Below are 24,061 nucleotides of genomic sequence, written 5' to 3'. Positions count from 1 at the left end.
TTCTTACAATTCCTACAAACTAAAAGGAACCTTATCTTGCAGACAAGGCTCCTTTACGAGAACACTATATGAAAATGAAAAATTGTATATCTATTTTGGATATATTACACTTGTAACACATGACCAAACTATTATATTATCTGTGAAAATGAAAAATAATGTTGTGAAACCCCTAAAAGTTGTGGTGAAATCCATTTTTTGGAAAATAAAAAAGGAGAGCATTTTCATGCTCTCCTTTTTTAAATCTTATAATTTTATTTTCTAAGAATTCATTGCAGAAATAATAAACTCCTTGAAATCTTTTGAAATAGGAATTAACGTGTCTTTTATCATAATATCCTTAGAGTTAATAGCATCTATATGATCAACATTTACGATATATGATTTATGGGCTCTGTAAAATTTGTTTTTCGGCAATTTCTCTAAATAATCCTTTAGTGGTGAGCGGACCAAGAATTTCTTATCTACCGTATTCACTTCTAAATACACATTATCCGCTTTAATAAAGCGAATATCACTAAACTGTATACGATAATATAGGTGTTGTTTCTTTACAAAAATAGAATCCTTTAAAACAGTATTGGACATTGGAACATCTTCTTCATTTTCCACTACAGCTGCAGTAGATTTGTCCGATCTTGTAAAATTAGAAAGAGCAATTTCTATAGAGGTATAAAGATCTTGCTGTTCAAAAGGTTTCACTAAATATCCATTTGGTTTTACCGTTTTAGCATTCTCTACTGTAGCCCTATCTGAGTTTGATGTTACAAAAATAAAAGGAATATCATAATTCTCTCGTATATGCTTACCTAGGTCAATCCCAGTTTTGTCAGAAGCTAAAATTATGTCAATTAAAACAAGATCAACATGTTGCGTTTTTAAAACTTCTTCGGCTTGCTCATAGACAATAACGTTATCTACAATCTCATACCCTATTTCTTCTAGCATGGATTGCATATCATCTGCAATGATAACATTGTCCTCTACGATTAGAATTCTAATTGGTTGTTCCAAAATGGTTATTATTTAGTAGGTTCATATTCTAAATTTACAAAAAAATATTACAACTGATGTAAATCAGTACTGACAAAAAGAAGGTACTTAATGCTAATTTCTTTAACTCAGGATCTATTTGATCATATCTATCTGTAGCATACACTCTTCTCAAATGAAAGAAAACAGGTATGAAAGCAATTAAAGGTAAAAAAAATAGCCCACCTTTTAAATTTACTATGGAAAATACCAGTGTACTAAAAAAGGCAACAATCACTAATATACTATGATAGATTTTTCCTTTTTTAAAACCCATAAAGACAATCAAAGTGTTTTTATTGGATTTCTTATCTGATTCATAATCTCTTAAATTATTAAGATTCAAAACCCCTACACTTAAAAGACCTATGGCAACAGCTGGTAATATTGCAATACTATTAAGTTCTTTTGTATAAAGCACCATAGATCCTATTACAGCCAATAGTCCAAAGAAAAGAAAAACAAATACGTCTCCTAAACCTCTATAGCCATATGCCGAAGACCCTATTGTGTATTTTATGGCTGCCCAAATACTTGTTGCTCCTAACACTAAAAATAGTAAAGGATACATCATATCCTCAAAGCCAAATGCAAAATATACTAATGCTATAACTAGTATAATATCTATTAGAATAGAAAAAATTATCCCTTCCTTTAATTCCTTTCTTGAAATGCTCCCGCTTTGGAGTGCTCTTTTGGGCCCAATTCTATCTTCATTATCCGTTCCTTTCACTCCGTCGCCATAATCATTGGCAAAATTGGAGGTTACCTGAAAACCAATTGTAGTTGCCAGTGCTAAAACAAATACTACTGTATCTTCAAAACCAAACAGGTTAGCTAAAGCTGTACCTACTACTATACCAGAAACAGACAATGGCAAAGTTCTTAACCTAGCCGCACGTATCCAAGCTTTAATATTTGTCAAAATTACTGAGGGGATTCTATCTGTATTCTTTTTCCTTCTTTATAGGATGCTACAAATGCATCTTGAAAACCAAGGTCTACCAACTGCTCACGGAATTTTCGAGCTTCTTCTAATGTTTCAAAATTACCTAAGGAATATGAATAAAATGGGTTTGTTTTTACAAATATGGTATTGGTAAGTGCTTCTGAAGCAAGCGTCATATTGTTATCTACAAATGATTTTATCTGTACAGAATAGATTTTCTCCTTTTCTAAAAACTCCTTGGCCAAGTAAAATTCACGAACCAAGCTTAGTTCTTCATTCTGCTGTTTTAAGTTGTCTATTCTAGACTTTATAGCATCTAAACTATCTATTGAAACCAATAAATTACTTGGGCTTTCAAAATTATTAGAAACATTTCTTCCGGCAGTAAAAGAAAAAACAATCAAAGCTCCAATAAGAAATAATCCTGTTACACCGGCAAGTAAGTTACGCTGCAACTTTTTCTTTCTTATCTCCTTATTCTTGAATTTAATTTGATCAAGAAGACGTTCATTTATAATCTGCGCCTTGTCTATATCTTTGTGCAACTCTAGTAAGTCGCTTTCTTCTATAAATGGCATATAATTATTTTTTCTAGGTTACACTGTTAAAGTTAACCAAAATACCGAAAGATCGATGAAATGCACTCTCTGAATGTTGCAAAATTACCATATTCTGTGGTATAGAATATAATATGCGATGTCAAAAACTTACCGTTCATCGAAAAGTGCCTCGTTTTTAATTAGATAGCATGTATACCATCTTCCTTTATCAAAATCTTTCGTTCCCTATATAAGGTGCCCACGCCTTTCTTGAAAGTCTTCTTACTCATTTGAAGTTCTTTCTTAATAAGTATTGGGTCTGATTTATCGTGAAGCGCTAAATATCCTCCATGCGCCATTAATTTCTTATATATTGCCTCTGCAGCAGGCTCAAGTACTTTTTCGCCTAACGGTTGTAGAGAAATATCTAATTTATTATCAGGTCTTATATTTTTGATATACCCCTTAGTTCTGTCTCCAACTGCAACATGTTTATATATCTCATTAGAATACACTAATCCCTTGTGCTGGTCATTGATTATTACCTCCCAGCCTAAATCCGTTAATCTTGTAAACAGTAATTCTACTTCCTGGCGTTCACGAACCGTAAGCTCATCATTGCTTAAGAACTTATCTATTTTATTGGAGCCTACTAATCGAAATGAAACTTCGTCCATATAACAGCGTACTACATACCACTGCCCTTCTTTCATTTTATCGCGTTGTTCACTAAAAGGAACTAATAAGTGCTTCTCAAGACCCCAGTCCATAAAAGCTCCTATCTTATTTACTTCTGCTACTTGTAGAAAACCAAATTTATTTCTAATAACACTCGGCGTCAAAGTTGTAGCTATAGGCCTTTCTTCATGATCTAGGTAACAAAATACGTTAATTGTATCTCCAATATCTATAACCTTTGGAACATACTTATTTGGCAAAAGAATTTCTGTGCCGGTTTTACTACCCAAAAAGAGTCCAACACTAGTGTCTCTAAGCACTTCTAACTCATTATAATTTCCTAATTCGATCATATTGCAAAAGTAACTTTAAAAATTGGGTATAAAAAAACCGTCCGCTAAAAAGCGGACGGTCAAAATTACATTTTATAAGTCTCTCTAGTATACAGAAGCTTTATTAAAGTGCTTACAAAGCATGTAATATATTACAGCTCTGTGCTTATTTCTATTAGAAGAACCGTACTTTTCTACTACAGATTTAACAGCTTCCATCAATTTTGGATCGTCAGCCATACCTAATTTTTTCATCAAGTAGTTTTTCTTAACAGTTTCCAATTCTTTTTCGTCAGAACCAGAAACCTTAGAAGCATCAATATTATAGATTGCTGGACCTAGGCCCACTGTTACTTTTGTTAGAAGATCCATATCTGGAGCTTCTCCAAATTTATCCTTAATGTCTTCAGCGTACTTTACGATCAAATCGTCTCTTTTACTCATAATAGTTAGTGTTGAAAATGTTAATGGTTTATATTAATTACCTCGAAGATATAAAATCAAAATAACCGAGCAAAATTTTGTTGTTCATAAATCTTGGTGTATGGACTTCTAAAATTTTTGGTTTTTCTGACAAGGCATAAAAATCTTTGAGCCTGTCGTTCAGACTAGTTAGCTCATTTACCACTACATATTCAAACCCGAACTGGGTACTTAAGTGTTCTACATTTCTATCATGGGCAGTTTCAAAAAATGTAGCAAAATTATCGGTCTCTTCTTGACCTGGTAAAATTCTAAAAATACCTCCGCCATCATTATTAATAACTATTATTCTAAAATCCGGTCTAATATAATTGTTCCACAAACCATTACTATCATAGAAAAAACTAATATCTCCTGTAATCAATAAAGTAGGAGTTGCCCGATAAAATGCTGCACCAACAGCCGTTGATGTACTTCCATCTATCCCACTTGTTCCTCGGTTACAAAAAATTCCTAAAGAAGGGTCAAGGTTGAATAGTTGGGCGTAACGTACCGTTGAACTATTGGCCAACTGAACTTGGTAGTTTTTTGGAATAGATTTAAGAATTCTGTCAAAAGCTAGCATATCTGAAAACTCAATTTCATTTATGTAATTCTCTCGCTTGGCTTCGTACTGCAACCGCTTATTATTCCAATATTTGAAATAATCACTTTTTTGGGGAACAGTAAACTTCATAAGATTTCCAAAGAAATTATTCACATCAGTTTTGAAGTGGTGCGTTAACGAAAAAAACGTATTGAACGCCTTAAGCTTATCTATATGCCAATGATGTTCAGGTTTGTAATCCCTTAAAAATGCTTTTATTTTTTTAGAAACCACAAGGCCTCCAAAGGTTAATAATACCTGTGGCTGAAGTTTACAGAATAACTCTTTTGGCTCAACACTCTTTTCAATAGGAGCCACAATACTATCAATACTTGCAAAAAAATTAGGATGATGGAGATTAGAAGTAGTTTCCGTCATGACTATAACCGAAGGATCAGTTGCCAATGCATCCAAGAACTTTTGCACTACTGCACTGGGAGGGTTCACCCCTACAAGAACCATCTTTTTATTGGAAGTATTCCAAATATCAGCGTATTTCTTATAGTCTATGGCATCAGTATCGTTGACATTTTGAACAGGAACAATCAATGCCTTTAATGTAGGTTCCGTAATGGTATCATACAACGGCTCTTCAAAAGGAATGTTTATGTGGATAGGTAATTTCACCTGAAGCGCCACATTTAAAGCCGTATTGAGCTCCTTATCGTTATAATCCTTGATGCTTTGTTGTGCGGTTTCATTATCCCCATTGGACAGCCATTCCGGTTTGTATTTTTCAACACGTTGTACCGCATGCGAAACATCTTGTTTTAAATTGGCCGAATAGCCTATATGCCGGTCAAAAACATTGTCCTGTCTAATAGTCTGACCATCACCAACATCAATTTTATAAATGGGACGATCTGCAGAAATAACCACTAACGGAATACCACTGTAAAAAGCTTCGGCCACAGCCGGATAGTAATTAAGCAATGCACTGCCGGATGTACATACCACGGCAACGGGTTCATGCAATTGTTGTGCTATACCCAATGCAAAAAAAGCGGCACTACGCTCATCTACTATACTAAAGCATTTAAAATAAGGGTCTTCACTAAAATCTATGGTTAACGGGGCATTTCGCGATCCTGGCGAAATTACTATGTTTTTTATTTTTTTCGCCTTGCAGTGTTGTACTACCAATTGGGCGGAAGGTATGCTAGAATATCTCATGAACTACAAAAATACAACGGTTGTATGTCTTAAACGAATCTTGTCAAAATTACTCGGTGGCTATTATTACCTTAAGCATGGTCTTGCTTTTAGCTACCGTTTCTTTCCATTCTTTTTCAGGATCCGAATCTTTAGTGATTCCGCCACCAACATAGATTTTAATCTTATCATTAATTACCTGCATACAACGTAAGTTGACAAAAAGTGTTGTGCTCTTAGAAATGGACCGATAGACACTATTCTCTGTATTTCTTGGGCGGTTATTACGACTCCTTTCTTCCTTGAAATTCAATTCACCTAAAAACCCAGTGTAAAATTGGCGGTTATACTTTTCTTCAGCCAAAATAAAAGCCTTGGTTTCTAGTTTAGGCATTCCACAAACAGCAGGTGTTGGGTGTAACGCCTCTATAATGGCTTTAAGATTTTCTTGCCTTACATTTCCTGATATTTTAGTACGCAGATGCAATAAGTTACCTGCTTGGACAGTTTCCGTTGGCGTTTGTTTCATATTTGAAATCTTACCATTGAGTGCATTAAGAATATATCTCGTTACCAATTGCTGCTCTTCTAGTTCTTTATTTCCCCATTGCGGATTTTCATCATTCGCATAGTTTTGAGTTCCTGCCAACGACATAGTGGTTAACTGTCTATTCTGCATGGTCAGTAGAATCTCTGGTGTTGCCCCAAGCCACAAGCCAACTTTGGGGTGGTACCACAAGTAGCAAAATGCTCTTTTATATTGATGTAACAAAGTTTTGAATAAGGACAGAGGTGGTGTTTCGGAATCAACTTCTATATTTCGTGATAGTACAACTTTATCAAAACTACCGGCTTTAATTTCGGCTATGCCTTTTTTTACTAAATTTAAATGAAGACTTTTTTGTTCTACATCAACTTCTTCAGCATGTTCTTGAAATATTTCTTTAGTTACAATAGATAAATCAGTCGAACTAAAAACTTCATCTAGCTTTAAAAGTACGGCAGGTGAATCTGAATCGAAAGGAGCAAAAACGAAACCCGTTTCTGTATAGTCATGTAAGTGATGTAACTGATTGTCCTTTTGAAAAATGGTATTAACCATTTCCTCGTTGGGCTTACGATACGCTACAAAGGGTAATTTATTCTCTAACTGAGATTCAATTTTTTGAAAAAAATCCAATGGCATTAAATTTTCTTTGGTAATGCAATGGTCGTTAATTTGCAAAACGAGACCAATTTGCCTTCTTCATTTGTAATCTTAATATCCCATAATTGAGTAGTTCTGCCTTTGTGCAAAATAGTGGCTTTAGCAAAAACCGCTCCATCACGTACACTCTTTACATGGTTTGCAGAGATTTCAATACCACGTATAGCAAATTGTTGGGCATCAAGAAAAATATAGGAAGCCATGCTACCAATACTTTCTGCCAAGGCAACCATTGCACCACCATGAAGTACGCCATCCGGTTGATGAACTCTGGAATTAACCGGCATTTTTCCTATCAAAAAATCCTCGCCCACATCTACATATTCAATCTGTAAGGTTTCCATGAGTGTATTTTTTGAAGATTCGTTGCAGACCTTCAGTATTTTTTCCTTGTAGCCATCCATATCTACTATTTTTTTCAAAATTAAGCATTACGGCGTCAATAAAAGCTATTACTTTTATAGAGATTTTTATTCTATGGATTATTCTGAAAACACGGTGTCCTACACCTCTACAAATAGCTATGTCACACTCAATAAGCTTACGGACCAGACTAAAAATGTTTGGATTGTATTGCATGGTATTGGTTATTTAAGTCGGTATTTTTTAAAATATTTTAATAATTTACCTCCAGAGGATAACTATATTATTGCTCCACAAGCACCTTCAAAATACTACTTAAACAACAAATTTAGACACGTAGGGGCCAGCTGGCTTACCAAAGAAGCTACACAGCAAGAAACGCAAAATGTCCTAGCCTATTTAGATGGTGTCCTTGCGGCAGAAAATTTTTCTGAAGATTGTAACTTTATTGTATTTGGATACTCACAGGGCGTTTCTATCGCTACCAGATGGATTGCTAAACGAAAAATAAAATGCAATCACTTGGTATTATATGCAGGGAGCATACCCAATGAGTTAACTGCTTTAGACTTTGACTTCCTAAAGGAAAATCAAACAAAAATCACGACTTTAGTGGGTGATACCGATGAATATTTAACTAAAGATAGAAGAACATCCGAGTCCAAAAAAATAATAGATTTATTTGATGAAAAAGCAGAGCAAATCTTCTTTGAAGGGGGCCATGAAATAAAAAAAGAACTTATACTGAATTTAATTTCATGAGAAAAAGTATTATTCTAGAAAAAAACATGGTCAAATTAATCCCCTTAGAGAAAAAGCATACCCAGGCGCTTTGGCCTGTTGCTCAACAAGTAGACCTTTACCAATATGGATCTAACGATGTTTCTACGCAAGAAAAACTAGAAGCCTACATAGTGACTGCTTTGGATGAAACCAAACAAGGAAAAGCCATACCGTTCGCTATTTACAATACATCAACCAATACATGTGTAGGAAGTACTCGCTTTGGTCATATTGATGAAAAGAATAAGGTGCTCCATATTGGATGGACGTGGATTGCACCTGCTGTTCGTGGCACTGGTTTTAATCATCAAATGAAGTTCTTGATGCTCAACAACGCTTTTGAAAACATGGAATTTGAAAAGGTTGAGTTTAGAATTGATGAACGAAATATACGCTCTAGAAAGGCTGTAGAGAAATTAGGGGCAACCCTAGAAGGCATATTAAGAAAGAACGTTGTCACCAAAAGCGACTTTAGAAGAAGCTCATGTTGTTATGGTATTTTAAAAGAAGAATGGGCCGAAATTAAACAAACAAATTTTAAAAACTACATATGAATCAGGCTATAGCACAGGTTACCTTAGTCGTCAAAAACTATGATGACGCAATAGACTTCTACACTAATAAATTAGGTTTTTCTCTAGTTGACAATATTGAGCTTGGTGATAATAAACGATGGGTGACGGTTTCACCGCTTAATCTTAACGGGCTTTCGCTTTTATTAGCTGAAGCCACAAACGACGAACAGCGCAAGGCAATTGGTAACCAGACCGGAGGACGCGTATTTCTGTTCCTGCATACAGATGATTTTTGGCGTGATTATAAAACAATGAAGGACAATGGTGTTGAGTTTAATGAAAATCCTCGCGAAGAACCGTATGGTACAGTAGTCGTTTTTAAAGATTTATACGGTAATCTTTGGGATTTGATTGAAAAGAAATAACCGATCCCAAAGTTATTTAAACCTTCTATCCGGGGAAAAAGGTTCAATATTCATAGATATATTTCTACCATCTACCACTTCAGATACCAACTTTCCTGTAGCAGGCCCCAAACTCCACCCCATCATGGCATGCCCTGTAGCAAAAGTTAAGTTTGCACATTTGGAAGACCTGCCAATGTAAGGCAAGCCATCTGGTGATACGGGACGCAACCCCGTTTTTACATTGGCCATCTCATTTTCATTTATATCTATATTGGGATAATACTTCTTTGCTCCATTGGCAATGGCAATCACTCTTTCTTTGCGGATAAAATCGTTGTTTCCCGAAAATTCCATTGTACCGGCAAAACGAGTAAAACCTTCCATTGGTGTTACGGCCATTTTAGACTCCATAAGTATGGCCGGGATGGTTACCCCTGTGGGTCGCGCCACATTAATACTGTATCCTTTTCCTCCTTGTAACGGTACATTAAGATGAAGTTTTTTTGCTATTTCCCCACTCCATGAACCTGCCGCTAGGACAACTTCATCTGTCTTATAATTAGATTTTGAAGTGAAAACCTCCTGAATGTGCCTCCCTTTTAACTTTAGATCCAAAACCTCTTCGTTGGTTCGTATATCCACGCCAACGTTTTTTAGATAGGATATCATTTTTGGCATAAATTGGGTGGGCGTGGAATGCGCATCACACTCATAATGAATAGCCCCTTTTGCATCAATAGCTACTTCTGGTTCAAGTCTGGCCAATTGCTTTTTATCCAATTCGTTTACTTCAAGACCAAGAAAAGCAGCTTTACTGGCTACATCTTTCTCATGGCGATAAGCCTCCACCGTCTTGTAAAGCATTAATAGTCCCTTTCGCTCCAATTGAAAATCTCCTAAATCACCGGAAGTCTTTATGCCTTCAAAAAGTTCAAGACTTAACGTATTTATATCTTTGATGACCGGTATTGCCTTAGTTACTTTTTCTTTTGTTGAAGACTTGTGAAAATACCAAGACCATTTAAAAAAATCAGTGTCCCATCTAGGTTTCATATAAAAAGGGCTAGCTGAATTGAACATCATTTTGATTCCTTTGGCAATCATTCCTGGCGAAGCCAACGGAATTATATGACTTGGCGTGATATATCCCGCATTTACGAATGAAGCACCCGTACTCATATCGGACTTATCAATAACCGTAACCTCATGTCCCTCTTTACTGAGGAAGTAAGCAGAACTCAGGCCAACGATTCCCCCTCCTATTATTATAATTTTCTTGCTCAATTCTCTTCTGTATTATATCACCTGAAACCCATGTGCGTAAGGGTCATCATCATCTATTGTAATTGTATTATGACCGTATATTTTGGCCCACCCTTGAATACTGGGGTAGATTGCCGTCATCCCATTCAAAACGGTCTCCTCCTCTACACGGCCGATAAATTTTGAACCTATAAAGCTCTCATGAACAAATGCTTCCCCTATTTTCAACTTTCCTTTGGCGTACCATTGAGCCATTCTTGCAGAAGTGCCTGTGCCACAGGGAGATCTATCAATTGCTTTATCCCCATAAAAAACGGCATTTCTAGCAGTTGCTTCTGGGGAAATAGTTTTTCCTGTCCACAAAATATGACTGACGCCATTAATGGTTTTATCATCCGGATGAATAAATGTATCCGGATATTCAGTATTTATTTTATCACGAATTTCTTTACTTAATTGCACCAGCTTGCCTGCAGAAAAATCTTGAATTCCCGAGAAGTTTTTTTGTGGATCCATTATGGCATAAAAATTCCCTCCATAAGAAACATCAAATATCAATTCACCTAAAACCGAGCTTTTTATAGTTAAATCTGTAGCTGCCAGATAAGATTTTACGTTTGTTAACTTTACCCAATCTACCTTTTTATCAGTTTGTTGATAAGTGATTTTTACTAAACCAGCTGGAGTTTCCATACGTATCTCCCCTGGAGTTTTAGGTCTTAACAAGCCCTCTTCGATACCTATGGTTATCGCTCCTATAGTTCCGTGACCGCACATGGGCAAGCACCCACTCGTTTCAATAAAAAGAATCCCAAAATCGTTTTCAGGATTTGCAGGCGGATAAAAAATGCTCCCACTCATCATATCATGACCTCGCGGTTCAAACATGAGCCCTTTTCTTATCCAGTCATATTCTTTTAGAAAATGCTGGCGTTTTTCACTCATAGATGAACCTCTGAGTTCTGGACCGCCTTCAGCAACTACCCTAACAGGGTTTCCACAAGTGTGTGCATCAATACATCTGAAAATGCTAGTTGCCATAACTCAACTATTTCTTAAATAACTATAGTTTTATTCTATTTTTTTACTTGTATGCTCGCTGTCTACAATTCGCATTATAGAAAGTGGATTCTCATTTTGTAACGCCTCCGGTAATGCTTCCTGAGGCCAGTTCTGGAAAGAAACCGGTCGCACCCAGCGCTTAACCGCAGAAACTCCAACCGAAGTAAACCGACTATCCGTGCTGGCCGGAAACGGCCCACCGTGTTGCATAGAAGGGCAGACCTCTACCCCTGTAGGCACTCCGTTAAAAATTATACGTCCTACTCTACCTTGCAAAGCGTTTACTGCCGTACGGTACAATTTTAATTCGTCTGCATTACCGAGCACAGTTCCCGTTAATTGCCCCTCTAAGCGATTTAGGATTTCCGTCAATTCCTTTGCATCGGCACATCTTACCACAACAGAAAAAGGACCGAACACTTCTTGATGTAATTTGGGGTTTTTCAAAAAATTGGTTCCATTTACTGTCAAAACCTTCTGCTGTGCATAATTTGGGGCAACAGACTTCTCATATTCCGCAACCACATCCGTACCGCCTTGGGAAGACATCTCTTTCTTCCCTTTTTCATAATTGCTATGAATATTAGGGTGTAGCATACATGTAGGCTCCAATTTATCTATTTCCTCGCCTAAGGCATTAATAAACACATCTAGCGAAGTGCTCTTTATCCCCAATATCAACCCTGGATTGGTACAAAACTGACCCGCACCCAACATAACTGAACCCGCATATTGTTTGGCCCAATCTAGTCCTTTTTCTCGCAAAGCGGAAGGCAGAGCAAGAACAGGGTTAATACTTCCCATTTCCGCAAAAACAGGAATAGGTTCCTTACGTTCATTTGCCAATTTATAAAGTGCCGTTCCTCCTTTAATACTACCCGTAAAACCAACACCTTTAATTTTTGGGTGCAGTACCAATTGCTGACCTACTTCAATACCACTGCTGTTTAAATTTGAAAAAACACCATCTGGCATATTTGTACGTTCTGCCGCTTTAATTACCGCTGAAGAAATGAGTTCCCCAGTAGCAGCGTGCATAGGGTGACTTTTTACAATTACCGGACAACCTGATGCCAATGCACTGGCCGTATCACCACCGGCGGTAGAGAATGCAAATGGAAAGTTACTAGAACCAAAAACCGCAATAGGGCCAATAGGAAGTAACATTTTACGTAAATCAATTTTGGGTAAAGGTTTCCTATCCGGTTGAGCGGTATCAATTGTAGCTTCAACCCAAGAACCTTCCTTTAACAATTGAGCAAACGCCCTTAGCTGCCCCATAGTACGGCCACGTTCACCAATTGCTCTGCCCTCCGGTAAGCCGGATTCCTTGCAATAGACCTGTATAACTTCATCGCCTAAAGCCTCTATTTCTTCGGCAATTGCTTCTAAAAATTCAGCTTTTTTTTCGCCTGAAAATGTTTTGTAGCTTTGGAAAGCTTCACTCGCCTTACTAACAGCACCATCTATTTCTTCTTTTGTGGCTTCATGAAAAGTCCATTCGGTCTCCAAGTTTAATTTTGGATCAAAGGTTTTATATGTTTCCATTCCACTTGACGAAAGTTCATTTCCTATATAATTTTTTCCTGTAATCATAGTTTGATATTTCAACTCTTAACAATGGGTATGAAGCTACTATATTTGGTACTAAGCACCAAGAATTTGATAGAAAGACTTTTACTTATTTAAACAACGATAACACCTCTTTTTACTAACCTATTTTATGACTGTACCTTCAGAAGGTGAATAAGATTATAGCACTAAACCAATTGTTTATTTACAATAGTTAAGTTTTTATAATCAGGCAATTGGGGTCTGCTTTTCAAACCCTTTTCAATTACTTTTAAAACTCTTTCTCGTTCATCTCCCTGTAATGGAAGTCTTGGTTTTCTTACAGTTTCCGTGCCTATACCTGTAGCTACCTCTGCTAATTTAATATTCTGTACCAACTGTGGACTTATATCCAGCTCCAATAAAGGCAGAAACCAACGGTAAATTTCAGTAGCTTCCTTGGTATAACCCGCTTTAGCCAATTCATAAATAGCAACAGTTTCTGCAGGAAAAGCGCAAACTAGACCCGCTACCCAACCATCAGCTCCAATAAGAAGACTTTCTAAAGCCAAAGGGTCTACACCCGTTAAAATACTAAGGTCCGAGCCAAATTTATTTCGTAAACGTCCAATATTAATTATATCTCTAGTTGACTCTTTTACGGCAGTTATATTTTTTAACTGCATTAATTCTTTGAACATACCAACGGTAACCTCTATTTTATAATCTATGGGGTTATTGTAAATCATAATAGGAAGTTCTGTACTCCCCGCTATTTCCTTAAAATATTCAACAGTCTCTATATCGGTAGATTTGTAGCGCATTGGTGGAAGAATCATTAATCCGTCCGCACCACTCTCTTCTGCATCTTTTACCGCTTGAAGCGCCACTTTTGTAGCCTGTTCAGCAATGGTCATAATTACAGGAATCTTGCCGTCAACGATTGTAATGGTTTCTTTAATCAAAATGATTTTTTCCTCTGCCGTTAACGTACTCGCCTCGCCTAGAGAACCTCCCAAAACAATACCGTGAACCCCTGCTTCTATTTGAGCTTCTATATTGGTTTTGAACATTTTCAAATCCAGTGTATCGTCCGGATTAAATTTTGTGGTTACCGCTGGCATAACGCCTTTCCATTCAAATTTCATGTGATTGCCTTTTAATTATATCATTCAAAATTAAATAGCTTTCATGATGTAGAATTAGATAATTTTATCAAAAAATTAGACTATATTATCCATTTAATATTCAACAATACCAAAAACTGTATTAAATACTCTTATTTAATTCTATGAAAGTACATCCGTTTCAGGTACCGAAACCTTTACACCAGAATCTAATTGTACAAGTAGACCGCGAATTTGTGTTCTACAATAAACTGCACCAACATGCAGAAATACAACTTACATTAATTGTAAAGGCAACGGGGAAACTGATTATTGGTGATAGTGTTCACCCTTTTAAAGATGGAGATTTTTTTGTAATTGGATCACATAGTCCTCACTTATTCAAAAATGACAGATTGGATGATATGGCTCATAAAATTTCTATATTTTTTACAGAAACCACTTTTGGAGAATCGTTTTTTGCCCTGCCCGACCTAGAAGAATTACAGGCATTTATAAATGCATCAAAAGAAGGGTTTAAAGTACTAGGGAATAGGGATGCCATTCACAAAGCCATGATAACGCTTCCTAGTTTAGAAAAACTAGACCGTTTTATTTGTTTTATTCAATTGCTGAAAAATTTGATTAATGCTGATAAAAAGACCTTGACGAACTTTGTCTACCCTAAAAAAATTGGAAGCTCACAAGGTGAACGTATGCGAACTATTTTTGATTATGTGGTAACCCACTTTCAAAACGAGATAGATTTAAATATGGCTTCTAGCCAAGTACACATGACACCCAATGCTTTTTGCAAATTTTTTAAACAGCACACAAACAAGACGTTTTTTCAATTTTTGATTGAGCTTCGTATTGAACATGCCTGCCAGCTCCTAAACCGAGAAGCAGACCAACTTTCAATTCTGGAAATTTCGGAACAATCTGGGTTTACTTCCATTTCCAACTTCAATCGACAATTCAAAAAACTAAAAAATGTGATTCCTTCTAGGTTTGTTGCTCAGCAAAAAGGAATAAAACCTACTTAAAGACACACTCTAGTTTTCTGTAACACCAAACTTATATGTACAATAAGAAATATATGTTTCTCCTGGTTCTAAGCGCGTACTCGGAAATTCAGGATGATTGGGAGAGTCAGGAAAATGTTGTGTTTCCAAACAAAAAGAGCCTCTACGAACATAAGGTTTTCCACTTTTACCTAAATCCGATCCGTTCAAAAAGTTGCCTCCATAAAACTGAACCCCAGGTTCAGAAGTGTATACCTCTAATGTGCGCCCACTATTGGGCTCCACTACCTTAGCTGCAAATGTTAAGCCCTCACGGTTTTTAGGCACTTCATTAAGAACAAAGTTATGGTCATATCCATTTCCTAACTTCAGCTGGTCAAAATCAACTTCAATATCTTTTCCTATAGCTTTTGGAGTTCTAAAATCAAACGGAGTCCCTGCTACATTCATCAATTCTCCAGTAGGAATCAATCCACTATCCACAGGCGTGAACTTATCTGCGTTCAATATTACTATATGGTCGTTTACAGTTCCCTCGCCTTCACCTTTCAGGTTAAAAAAAGAATGATTGGTCAGGTTTACATAGGTTGGCTTATCCGTTCTTGCCTCATAATTAATTTGTAGTGCATTATCATCCGTAAGTATATAACTCACCTTAACATCTAAATTACCGGGATATCCTTCTTCCATATCTGGTGAAACACGGCTAAAACTAATACTGTTATCCGTATGGTCATCAACCTTCCAAACTACGCTCTCAAAACCAACCAAACCTCCATGAAGGTGGTTTTCATTATTATTAATAGCTAAATCATAGGTTTTATTATCTAAAGTAAATTTTCCTTTTGCTATACGATTTCCGTATCTACCTATTACTGCGCCAAAAAAGTTCTTTTTTGCTCTATAATCCTCCAAATTATCAAAACCCAAAACCACATCATCAAACTTACCATCTCTATCCGGCACATATAAGGAGACTAAACGCTGACCGTAATTTGTAAAAGTAACCTCCATACCATTGGCATTAGTTAGAACGTAGAACTTTACAGAATCTCCTTCAATAGTTCTAGTAAAATCTGCTGCGTTAATATTTTGCTCATATTTAGCTCTTGGTGTTTCTAAAACGGATTCGGTCATTTTTTCTTTTTTCTTTTGATTACAAGAAATGCTTATAGTACTGGCAAGGCTACAAGCGATTAGTAGTTTTATAATTTTCATAATAATAAAGATATCTAGATTTGATAAAACCTTGAGCAATTTAATTAAAAAAGTAATGGACCTGCGTACTAAATATTATCTAGCAAGAGACCGGTTCTATTTGTTTTCATTATTTTTGGAAACTTTATGAAAGCATAACTCATACAACATGAAAAAACTCATAATCCTTAGCATAGGATTGGCTATGGCCTGTAATTCATCGCAAACCACTGTTTCCGATGGAAATAAAACTGTAGCTACTAAATCTGCTCAAACCCCAGAAACTTTCGCCGAGACTATAACCGAAAGTGAACTAAAAGAACACTTGTACACCTATGCCTCAGATGAATTTGAAGGTAGGGAAACAGGTAAACCCGGACAGAAAAAAGCGGTTGAATATTTAAAAGCAGCATATGAAAAACTGGGGATCCCAGCTGCTCAAAAGAACGGTAATTACTACCAAGAAGTACCACTTGAAGTCAGCGAGCTGCCTATCGGTTCTCTTACTATTGATGGCACAGAGTACGCTTTGGGAGAAAATTTCTTGACGTTTTCAAAAGCACAAGGGACTTTTAATACTATTATTTATGCTGGTTACGGTATTGAAGAAGGAGATTATTCAGATTACAAGAATATTGACGTCAATGGAAAAGTGGTTTTGGTAAAGTCCGGTGAACCTCTGGATTCCAATGGAAACTACTTGTTATCCGGAACTTCAAAAAAATCTATCTGGAGTAATATGTCCGAATCCTTGGGCAAGCGTTTAGAATTAGCTACTTCAAAAGGTGCTAAGGGCATTCTTTATTATGACGAAACTAACTTTTCTCGCTTTAAAAGTAGATTTCAGTGGATGAAAAATAATGATAGCGGTAGAATGGAATTGGCAAAGGATGAAGCCGACCAATTTTTTAATTTCTTGATCAATGCTAAACTTGCGAAGGCTATATTACCAGGAATTCAATCTGACGACAAACCGAAAAAAATAGCTAAAAAACTCGACATAAATGTGAGAAGCGAAAATGACGGTATTCAGTCCGAAAATGTAGTTGCCGTTCTAAAAGGTTCTGAAAAGCCCAATGAATATTTGGTTATCTCATCTCATTTAGATCATATTGGTATTACCGCAGATGGCGAAATCAATAATGGGGCCGATGATGATGGTTCCGGTACAGTTAGCCTTTTAGAAATTGCCCAAGCCTTTAAAAAAGCGGCGGATGCCGGGCAAGGTCCCAAACGTTCCATTGTTTTTTTACATGTTACCGGTGAAGAAAAAGGACTACTAGGTTCTCAATACTATGCGGATATCGATCCTATCTTTCCATTGGAAAATACAGTAGCCAACCTTAATATTGATATGATAGGTAGAATTGACCCCAAACGTACGGGTGATCGAAACTATATTTATTTGATAGGTTCCGATAAACTAAGTACCGATTTACACGAACTATCTGAGGAGGTCAATACCAAATACACCAATATTGAATTGGATTACACCTATAATGATGAAAACGACCCTAACCGTTTTTACTATAGAAGTGATCACTACAATTTTGCAAAGAACAATATTCCGATCATCTTCTACTTTAATGGTACGCATGATGATTACCACAGACCGGGAGATACACCGGATAAAATTAATTATGACCTTTTAGAAAACCGTACGCGTTTAGTTTTCTATACCGCTTGGGAAGTTGCGAATAGAAAAGACCGTATTGTGGTTGATAAAGCAGCTAAATAAAGTTAAAACACTTTGGAAAAAACCTGCCCGAAACGGCAGGTTTTTTTGTGCCATAAATTCAGTAATATTGAAAACCAAAAAAGCCCTATCAATTAAGACAAGGCTTTTTATTTCGGGGTGGAAGACCGGTTTCGAACCGGCGACCTCTTGAACCACAATCAAGCGCTCTAACCAGCTGAGCTACAACCACCATTTGTAAGCGGTTGCAAAGATACTTTTTTTCATGTAATCTTTCAAAATAAAACTTCTGTTATTTTTACACTTGGTTATATTACCTCTTAGAACAGGTTGATAATGAATACCTAAAGATCAAGAAAAAACTAAAAATCATCGACAAAGTGCAACATACACACGCTAAAACACACAATTTTTAGCGTTTCACAACAATTATTAGAGATATCTACATCATGTAGATACATTAGATGAATAATTAATTTTTATAATGCTTTTTGGCAAAAAAAATTCTTTGATTTCCAACCCATTACCTCAAATAGGCTTTTTCCTTTTTGGTATACTAGTTTTATGTACAACACAAATAAGGGCACAGCATGAGACAAAGGATAGTTTAGAAACTAGAATTAAAGAATTAAGAAACACTCCCAATTTTTCTGCTAAAGATACTACGCACATAGACTTGCTAAATGACTTAGCCTATGAATTAAGGTATTATAAGGCAGATAGCCTTCTACAACTCTCACAACTTGCCCTAGACTACAGCAAATCCACTAATTATAGAACAGGGGAAAGTTTTGCCTTGATTGGAATAGGTCTTTATTACTCAGATAAAGGAAGTCATAAAAAAAGTATACTCTATTTTAAAAATGCACTTTCCGTTGGTAAATTATCAAAATCTTCAACAACAGTATTGTCGGCACAAAATTACCTTGCTTCTGAATTTGCTTACATAGGCAACTATGCAAAAGCGTTAATCTATTATTTAGAAGGAATAGACATTGCAAATGAAATGGACAATAAGAAGATGTTATCCATACTCAATGAAAATGTAGCCAACCTATATGCTTCCCAAAAAGACTATGTTCAAGCACTAGAATTTTACAAAAAAGTAAAAAAGATCAATGAAGAAATTGGTAATGAGATATACTCCGCCGAAACAATGAGTAACATAGCCTCTCTTTATGCCGATATGGGCGAACTAGAATATGCTATGTACAATGCCAATGCCGCTATTGCTATTTTTGAAAAAAACAAAATAATGGAATGGCTAGCGTATGCTTATTCTATTAAGGGCAAAGCTTATTTAAAAGGAGGTAAAAATGAATGGGCCTTATATTGGTATAGGCAAAGCGAAATGCTTCATGAAAAAATACAAGATGAGCGTGGCAAAATAGAATTGCTAAACGGTATGTCTCAAGCCTATTTAGGAATAGGAAAAGATAGTATATCTGAAATGTATGCCTTAGATGCCTTTGCTATTTCTAAGGGTATTAAAGATATGGAGGGCTCTCAACAATGTGCTAAAACCCTATATAAAATCAACAAGAATAAAGAGGATTATACAGAAGCCTTAAAGTACCATGAGATATTTCAGTCATTATCAGATACTTTATCTCGTAATGAAAACAAAAAGAGCTTAACCATGCTAAAAACCAAAATGGAGCATGAAAAGCAAAAGGCAGACCTTATTGAGGAAAACAACAAGCAACTAGATATGCAAAGGGCTTACGTTAATGTAGCCTTAGGTATTCTTTTAATTTTTATTGTAGTCACTTTACTAGTAGGTAGAAGTGAAAAAATCCAAAAAAACTTAAACTTAGAACTTCAGAAGAAAACAGAGGATTTAGAGCAAAATGAACTTGCCTTACATGAAATAAACCGTACTAAAGACAAACTTTTTTCTATCATTGGTCATGACCTTCGTGGACCTATTGCCGCTTTCCAGGGGTTACTAAAATTATTTAAGGATGGTGAGATAGAGCAAAATGAATTTATGGGATTCATGCCCAAACTTTCACATGATATAGACCACATATCCTTTACTTTAAACAATCTATTAACTTGGGGGCAGACTCAAATGAATGGTGCAGTTACTAGACCAGAAGTCGTTGCGCTGGAAACAGTAGTTAAAGATAATATTGATTTACTCTCTGAGATAGCAAAAATCAAATCTATACGTCTTGTAAATCATTTAGAAGCCAAAACACTTACTTGGTCAGATAGCAACCAAATAGATATTGTGGTTCGTAACCTTATAAGTAATGCTCTTAAATTTACACCTGAGAATGGTATGGTTACCATTACAGCTATTGAAAGAAAACAACAATGGCAAGTTTCCATTAGAGATACTGGTGTTGGTATGACCGAAAAAACGATTGAAAAACTCTTTTTAGAAAACTCCACCTTAACAACCTATGGCACCAATAATGAAAAAGGCACAGGTTTAGGTCTCTCATTATGTAAAGAAATGATAGAGAAAAATGACGGTAAAATCTGGGTAGAGAGCCTTTATAGGAAAGGGAGTACTTTTCACTTTACCTTACCCAAGGCTAAAAATAAATACCAACGAACGGCTTAAATTAGGTCGTCAATATTTTTTACTGCTACAAAGCGTTCGGTTGTAAAGCCTTCTGCATACTCCACTCCTACCAATCTTCCTAAATCCTTAGCTCTGTAATTTACGCTTTCAATAAAGGTTTTACTACTTATTGGTGTTTCTGGCTCTTTACTCGCAGGGTCATGAAATTGTGACGAATATGCCAATATTGCTTCTGTCTTCTTTTTTATAAATTCTGAAACATCAACAACAAAATCAGGCTTTATATTTTTCCATTGAATATAATGATATACTACTTTTGGTCTCCATTGCCCTTGGTTTGTTCTTTCACCATCTAACTGTGTCTCAATTTTCACCAATCCGCTTAAAAAACAGGCATCACTAACCAATTTACTTCCTTTACCATGGTCAATATGACGGTCATCTATGGCATTACACAAAACCATATCTGGTTGGTATTTTCGTACCATTTTAATGATTTCTAATTGATGTTCTTTATCGTTTACAAAGAAACCATCTGCAAAGCCTAGGTTCTCCCTAGCCGATACTCCTAATATTTTAGCGGCAGCGGCAGCTTCCCTATCTCTAATTTCCGCCGATCCTCTTGTACCGAGTTCACCACGGGTCAAATCTATTATCCCTACTTTTTTGCCCTTGGCAATTGCTTTGGCAATGGTAGCCCCGGCGCCAAGTTCAACATCATCCGGGTGGGCGCCAAAAGCTAATATATCTAATTTCATTTTGTGTTTTTCAATATTATATGGAGTATGAATTAACTAGTCGTTACTTCTTTACCTAACCTTACTTTTTTCAGTGCTTGTTCTATATCCGCTATTAAATCTTCTGTATCTTCTATACCCACAGAAAAACGGATCAATCCATCTAAAATACCCTGTTTTTCCCTTTCTTCAGAGCTTAAAAGCGCATGAGATGTTTTGGTTGGGGAAAGTACAGTGCTTTCTACACCCGCTAAGCTCATAGAAGGTTTTATGAGTTGTAATTCTTTTTGGAACTGCGCCGCATCATACTCTTCATGCAATTCAAATGACATCATGCCACCAAAACCATGCATTTGAGATTTTGCCAGCTCATGATCAGGGTGGTTCTCTAAACCTGGGTAATACACTTTATTCACAGCTTTGTTCTCATGAAGATATTCCGCCATATGCTGGGCATTCTCATTTTGTGCCTTCACCCGTATTCCCATGGTCTTTAAACTTCTTTCCAAAAGCCAAACAGTATAATCACTTAAGCTTCCTCCAAAATTCTTTGCCAAACCAAAAATACGATTGATATTTTCTTCGGATGATGCAACAGCACCAGCTAAAATATCTGAGTGACCTCCCATATATTTTGTAGCACTATGAATAACCACATCTATACCAAAATCTATAGGGTTTTGATTTACCGGACTAGCAAAGGTATTGTCTATCATGGAAACTAGATTGTGTTTCTTAGCTAGTTTTGCAATAGCATCTAAATTGGTAATCGTTAGCAACGGATTAGAAGGCGTCTCAATATATATAACCTTAGTATTGGACCTAATTTTTTTCTCAAAATCTTCTGAACGCCAGCCCTCGGTAAAAGAATATTCAATACCAAATTTCTCAAACTCTTCAACTACCAAATTATACGTACCTCCGTATAAAACCTGCTGCAGAACAATATGATCTCCCGCCCTTAAAAAAGCCATTAGAGAAGTAGTAATAGCGGCCATACCGCTACCAAAAATTAAACCAGCCTCAGTATGTTCCAAAGCTGCAATCTTTCTACACAAGGCTTCTTGATTGGGTGTGTTAAAGTATCTTGGGTACCTTTTTACTTCTACATCTTCAAAAGCGTATGAACTGCTCATGTAAAGAGGAGAAATGGCTCCTTTAAATTGTTCATCTTTAACTTCGCCCACATGGGTACAAATTGTATTCAGCCCTATTTTCTTCTGATGCATATTTTCCGAAATTTAGAAAGATAAAGTTACAAAAAGAGTATTAGACACTCACCTTTTTCCAATTGCCTTTTTTAAACCAAACCATAGAAATTACCGCCAACAACACCTCAGCAGCGGTAATGGCTATAAAGACACCCATTGCTCCCATTTTAAAGGTGATAGCCGCTAGATAAGCAAATGGTAATTGAAACAGCCAAAAAGCAATAAGATTAATTTTTGTTGGGGTACCTGTATCTCCCGCACCATTAAAAGCTTGGGTTACGACCATACCATAAGCGTAAAATATATACCCTACGGCAATAATCTGAAGACATAACCCTCCATTTTCCACCACAACGGGATTGGTATTGAACCACCCTACGATATCATAGGCAAAAAAGAAATATATCAATGAAACAAGACCCATAAAATAGGCATTGTATTTGCCTGTTTTCCAAACCGAAGTTTCCGCTCGTTCCGGTTGTTGAGCTCCAAGGTTTTGTCCTACTAAAGTAGCCGCTGCGTTACTCATACCCCAAGATGGCATTAAGGTAAACAGCATAACCCGGATAGCTATCGTATAACCCGCCAACACTTCACTACCAAATTCTGACATCATACGCATTAAAAACACCCAGCTAGAAGTACCTATTAAAAATTGCGCGATTCCCCCTAGTGAAACCTTAATCAGATTAAACATTACGCTAAAACGAATAACCATATCCTTAAACCCAATTTGTATTCGGCTCCATCCAAAAAACAAAACGGCCAATTGAAACAAAACAGCTGTTCCTCTACCTATATTTGTAGCAATAGCAGCGCCCATTACTCCGTATTCAGGAATTGGCCCCCATCCGAAAATAAAAATAGGATCAAGAATAATATTGAGTCCGTTGGATAGAACCAATGCCCACATAGCCACGGAAGCATCACCAGCTCCTCTAAAAATGGCATTGATCAAAAACAGCAATAGGATAGTAATATTGCCTCCTAACAAAAGCTGAGTGTATCCGTAACCTTCAGCAATTAAATCGGGTTCTGCTCCCATTAGCGCAAGTATATCTTCAGCATATAAAAATCCAAAGACACCTACTACTATAGAGACCAAGACCCCTAAAGCAATTGCTTGAACTGCGGCTTCTTGAGCGCCCTTTACATCTTTTGCTCCTATTCTTCTGGCTACAATAGCAGTTGCGGCCATACTAAGCCCTATGGCGACTGCATAAACCAAAGTGACTACAGATTCGGTTAAACCAATGGTAGCTACAGCATTTACGCTTACTTGTGAGACATAAGCAATATCTACAATAGCAAAAATGGATTCCATCATCATCTCCAAAATCATGGGGATGGAAAGCATAAATATAGCCTTGCGGATGCTTCCGGTCGTAAACTCTGTTTCTTTACCCGTAACGGCAACTATAAAGTACTGAAACAGTCTTTTAAAAGTGATTCTATTTAAATGTGGCATTTGAAATGAAGTTATGTTGATAAAAAGAGAAGTATGTCAAAACCGAACGAAGAAGGCTCGATTGATTTCTAGGCAAAAACCTAACGACATCTGTATGGAAAAATATTTTTATAACTTCATGATACAGCAAAGATGCGAAAAAAAGTGGCTTAGTTTATCTAAAAAGAAGAAAAAACAAAACCG

The 24,061-nt window shown here is 36.5% G+C and carries 22 protein-coding genes and 1 tRNA gene; 6 read left to right on the top strand and 17 right to left on the bottom strand.

What is annotated here, in order from left to right; translation table 11 throughout:
• Positions 1 to 261: 261 nt before the first annotated feature.
• From IWC72_RS15455 to IWC72_RS15420, 8 genes are all read right to left on the bottom strand, one after another.
• Positions 262 to 1,014, bottom strand: coding sequence for a LytR/AlgR family response regulator transcription factor (locus IWC72_RS15455; RefSeq protein ID WP_194527078.1), 753 nt, complete (start codon positions 1,012 to 1,014; stop codon positions 262 to 264).
• Positions 1,015 to 1,048: 34 nt separating this feature from the next.
• Complete coding sequence (menA, locus tag IWC72_RS15450; RefSeq protein WP_194530393.1) at positions 1,049 to 1,957, bottom strand: 1,4-dihydroxy-2-naphthoate octaprenyltransferase; 909 nt, start codon at positions 1,955 to 1,957, stop codon at positions 1,049 to 1,051.
• A gap of 2 nt (positions 1,958 to 1,959) precedes the next feature.
• The gene (locus IWC72_RS15445) at positions 1,960 to 2,559 is read right to left on the bottom strand and encodes an SPOR domain-containing protein (protein ID WP_194527076.1); all 600 of its coding nucleotides are present in this window, start codon (positions 2,557 to 2,559) and stop codon (positions 1,960 to 1,962) included.
• Positions 2,560 to 2,720: 161 nt separating this feature from the next.
• Entirely contained in the window at positions 2,721 to 3,551 is an 831-nt protein-coding gene (locus IWC72_RS15440) for a CvfB family protein (protein WP_194530392.1), read from the bottom strand.
• An 84-nt stretch (positions 3,552 to 3,635) separates the two neighbouring features.
• Positions 3,636 to 3,974 carry a DUF2853 family protein gene (locus IWC72_RS15435; RefSeq protein ID WP_194527074.1) on the bottom strand — a complete coding sequence of 113 codons (339 nt, stop codon included), beginning with the start codon at positions 3,972 to 3,974 and terminating at the stop codon, positions 3,636 to 3,638.
• 37 nt (positions 3,975 to 4,011) lie between these two features.
• Complete coding sequence (menD, locus tag IWC72_RS15430; RefSeq protein WP_194530391.1) at positions 4,012 to 5,772, bottom strand: 2-succinyl-5-enolpyruvyl-6-hydroxy-3-cyclohexene-1-carboxylic-acid synthase; 1,761 nt, start codon at positions 5,770 to 5,772, stop codon at positions 4,012 to 4,014.
• 49 nt (positions 5,773 to 5,821) lie between these two features.
• Complete coding sequence (locus IWC72_RS15425) at positions 5,822 to 6,937, bottom strand: chorismate-binding protein (RefSeq protein ID WP_194530390.1); 1,116 nt, start codon at positions 6,935 to 6,937, stop codon at positions 5,822 to 5,824.
• Entirely contained in the window at positions 6,937 to 7,362 is a 426-nt protein-coding gene (locus IWC72_RS15420) for a PaaI family thioesterase (RefSeq protein WP_194531181.1), read from the bottom strand. Before IWC72_RS15420 ends, IWC72_RS15425 begins: the two co-directional genes overlap by 1 nt.
• Positions 7,363 to 7,435: 73 nt before the next feature.
• On the opposite strand from IWC72_RS15420, the gene IWC72_RS15415 reads away from it, so the two are divergent.
• The 3 genes from IWC72_RS15415 to IWC72_RS15405 are packed head-to-tail and all read left to right on the top strand — an operon-like array spanning position 7,436 to position 9,044.
• Entirely contained in the window at positions 7,436 to 8,083 is a 648-nt protein-coding gene (locus IWC72_RS15415) for an alpha/beta hydrolase (RefSeq protein WP_194530389.1), read from the top strand.
• Positions 8,080 to 8,658 (top strand): GNAT family N-acetyltransferase, encoded by a 579-nt coding sequence (locus tag IWC72_RS15410; protein ID WP_194530388.1) that lies wholly within the window; start codon positions 8,080 to 8,082, stop codon positions 8,656 to 8,658. The genes IWC72_RS15415 and IWC72_RS15410 overlap by 4 nt, the downstream gene beginning before the upstream one ends.
• Entirely contained in the window at positions 8,655 to 9,044 is a 390-nt protein-coding gene (locus tag IWC72_RS15405) for a VOC family protein (protein WP_194530387.1), read from the top strand. The genes IWC72_RS15410 and IWC72_RS15405 overlap by 4 nt, the downstream gene beginning before the upstream one ends.
• A gap of 12 nt (positions 9,045 to 9,056) precedes the next feature.
• Here the strand turns inward: IWC72_RS15405 and IWC72_RS15400 are convergent, their stop codons facing one another.
• The 4 genes from IWC72_RS15400 to IWC72_RS15385 form a co-directional block, all read right to left on the bottom strand.
• The gene (locus IWC72_RS15400) at positions 9,057 to 10,310 is read right to left on the bottom strand and encodes an NAD(P)/FAD-dependent oxidoreductase (protein WP_194527068.1); all 1,254 of its coding nucleotides are present in this window, start codon (positions 10,308 to 10,310) and stop codon (positions 9,057 to 9,059) included.
• 12 nt (positions 10,311 to 10,322) lie between these two features.
• On the bottom strand, positions 10,323 to 11,330 hold the full coding sequence (locus IWC72_RS15395; protein WP_194530386.1) for a 4-hydroxyproline epimerase: 1,008 nt from the start codon (positions 11,328 to 11,330) through the stop codon (positions 10,323 to 10,325).
• A 30-nt stretch (positions 11,331 to 11,360) separates the two neighbouring features.
• Positions 11,361 to 12,947, bottom strand: coding sequence for an aldehyde dehydrogenase (NADP(+)) (locus IWC72_RS15390; RefSeq protein WP_194530385.1), 1,587 nt, complete (start codon positions 12,945 to 12,947; stop codon positions 11,361 to 11,363).
• A gap of 164 nt (positions 12,948 to 13,111) precedes the next feature.
• The gene (locus tag IWC72_RS15385; RefSeq protein ID WP_194527065.1) at positions 13,112 to 14,050 is read right to left on the bottom strand and encodes a dihydrodipicolinate synthase family protein; all 939 of its coding nucleotides are present in this window, start codon (positions 14,048 to 14,050) and stop codon (positions 13,112 to 13,114) included.
• Between the two features lie 143 nt (positions 14,051 to 14,193).
• Here IWC72_RS15385 and IWC72_RS15380 point away from each other — a divergent pair, with 143 nt between their 5' ends.
• On the top strand, positions 14,194 to 15,054 hold the full coding sequence (locus IWC72_RS15380) for an AraC family transcriptional regulator (protein ID WP_194527064.1): 861 nt from the start codon (positions 14,194 to 14,196) through the stop codon (positions 15,052 to 15,054).
• Positions 15,055 to 15,063: 9 nt separating this feature from the next.
• Here IWC72_RS15380 and IWC72_RS15375 read toward each other — a convergent pair whose 3' ends face one another.
• Entirely contained in the window at positions 15,064 to 16,251 is a 1,188-nt protein-coding gene (locus IWC72_RS15375; RefSeq protein ID WP_226979593.1) for an aldose epimerase family protein, read from the bottom strand.
• Between the two features lie 148 nt (positions 16,252 to 16,399).
• Between IWC72_RS15375 and IWC72_RS15370 the strand changes: the two genes are divergently transcribed.
• Positions 16,400 to 17,968, top strand: coding sequence for a M28 family peptidase (locus tag IWC72_RS15370; protein ID WP_194527063.1), 1,569 nt, complete (start codon positions 16,400 to 16,402; stop codon positions 17,966 to 17,968).
• A gap of 115 nt (positions 17,969 to 18,083) precedes the next feature.
• On the opposite strand, the gene IWC72_RS15365 is transcribed toward IWC72_RS15370, so the two are convergent.
• Positions 18,084 to 18,159 (bottom strand) — tRNA-His (locus IWC72_RS15365).
• 275 nt (positions 18,160 to 18,434) lie between these two features.
• Here IWC72_RS15365 and IWC72_RS15360 point away from each other — a divergent pair.
• On the top strand, positions 18,435 to 20,501 hold the full coding sequence (locus IWC72_RS15360) for a tetratricopeptide repeat-containing sensor histidine kinase (RefSeq protein WP_226979591.1): 2,067 nt from the start codon (positions 18,435 to 18,437) through the stop codon (positions 20,499 to 20,501).
• Here IWC72_RS15360 and bshB1 read toward each other — a convergent pair.
• Genes bshB1 through IWC72_RS15345 form a run of 3 tightly spaced genes read right to left on the bottom strand, consistent with a single transcriptional unit; the run spans position 20,498 to position 23,878 of the window.
• Complete coding sequence (bshB1, locus tag IWC72_RS15355; protein ID WP_194530383.1) at positions 20,498 to 21,220, bottom strand: bacillithiol biosynthesis deacetylase BshB1; 723 nt, start codon at positions 21,218 to 21,220, stop codon at positions 20,498 to 20,500. The genes IWC72_RS15360 and bshB1 overlap by 4 nt on opposite strands.
• A 32-nt stretch (positions 21,221 to 21,252) precedes the next feature.
• On the bottom strand, positions 21,253 to 22,428 hold the full coding sequence (locus IWC72_RS15350; protein ID WP_194530382.1) for a trans-sulfuration enzyme family protein: 1,176 nt from the start codon (positions 22,426 to 22,428) through the stop codon (positions 21,253 to 21,255).
• A gap of 40 nt (positions 22,429 to 22,468) precedes the next feature.
• Entirely contained in the window at positions 22,469 to 23,878 is a 1,410-nt protein-coding gene (locus tag IWC72_RS15345) for an MATE family efflux transporter (RefSeq protein ID WP_194527059.1), read from the bottom strand.
• Positions 23,879 to 24,061: the final 183 nt, after the last annotated feature.

The organism is Zobellia roscoffensis (assembly GCF_015330165.1).
GTDB classification, from domain to species: Bacteria; Bacteroidota; Bacteroidia; order Flavobacteriales; family Flavobacteriaceae; genus Zobellia; species Zobellia roscoffensis.
Note: the sequence above shows the minus strand (reverse complement) of the source record. Positions and strands in the feature narration are given on the sequence as shown.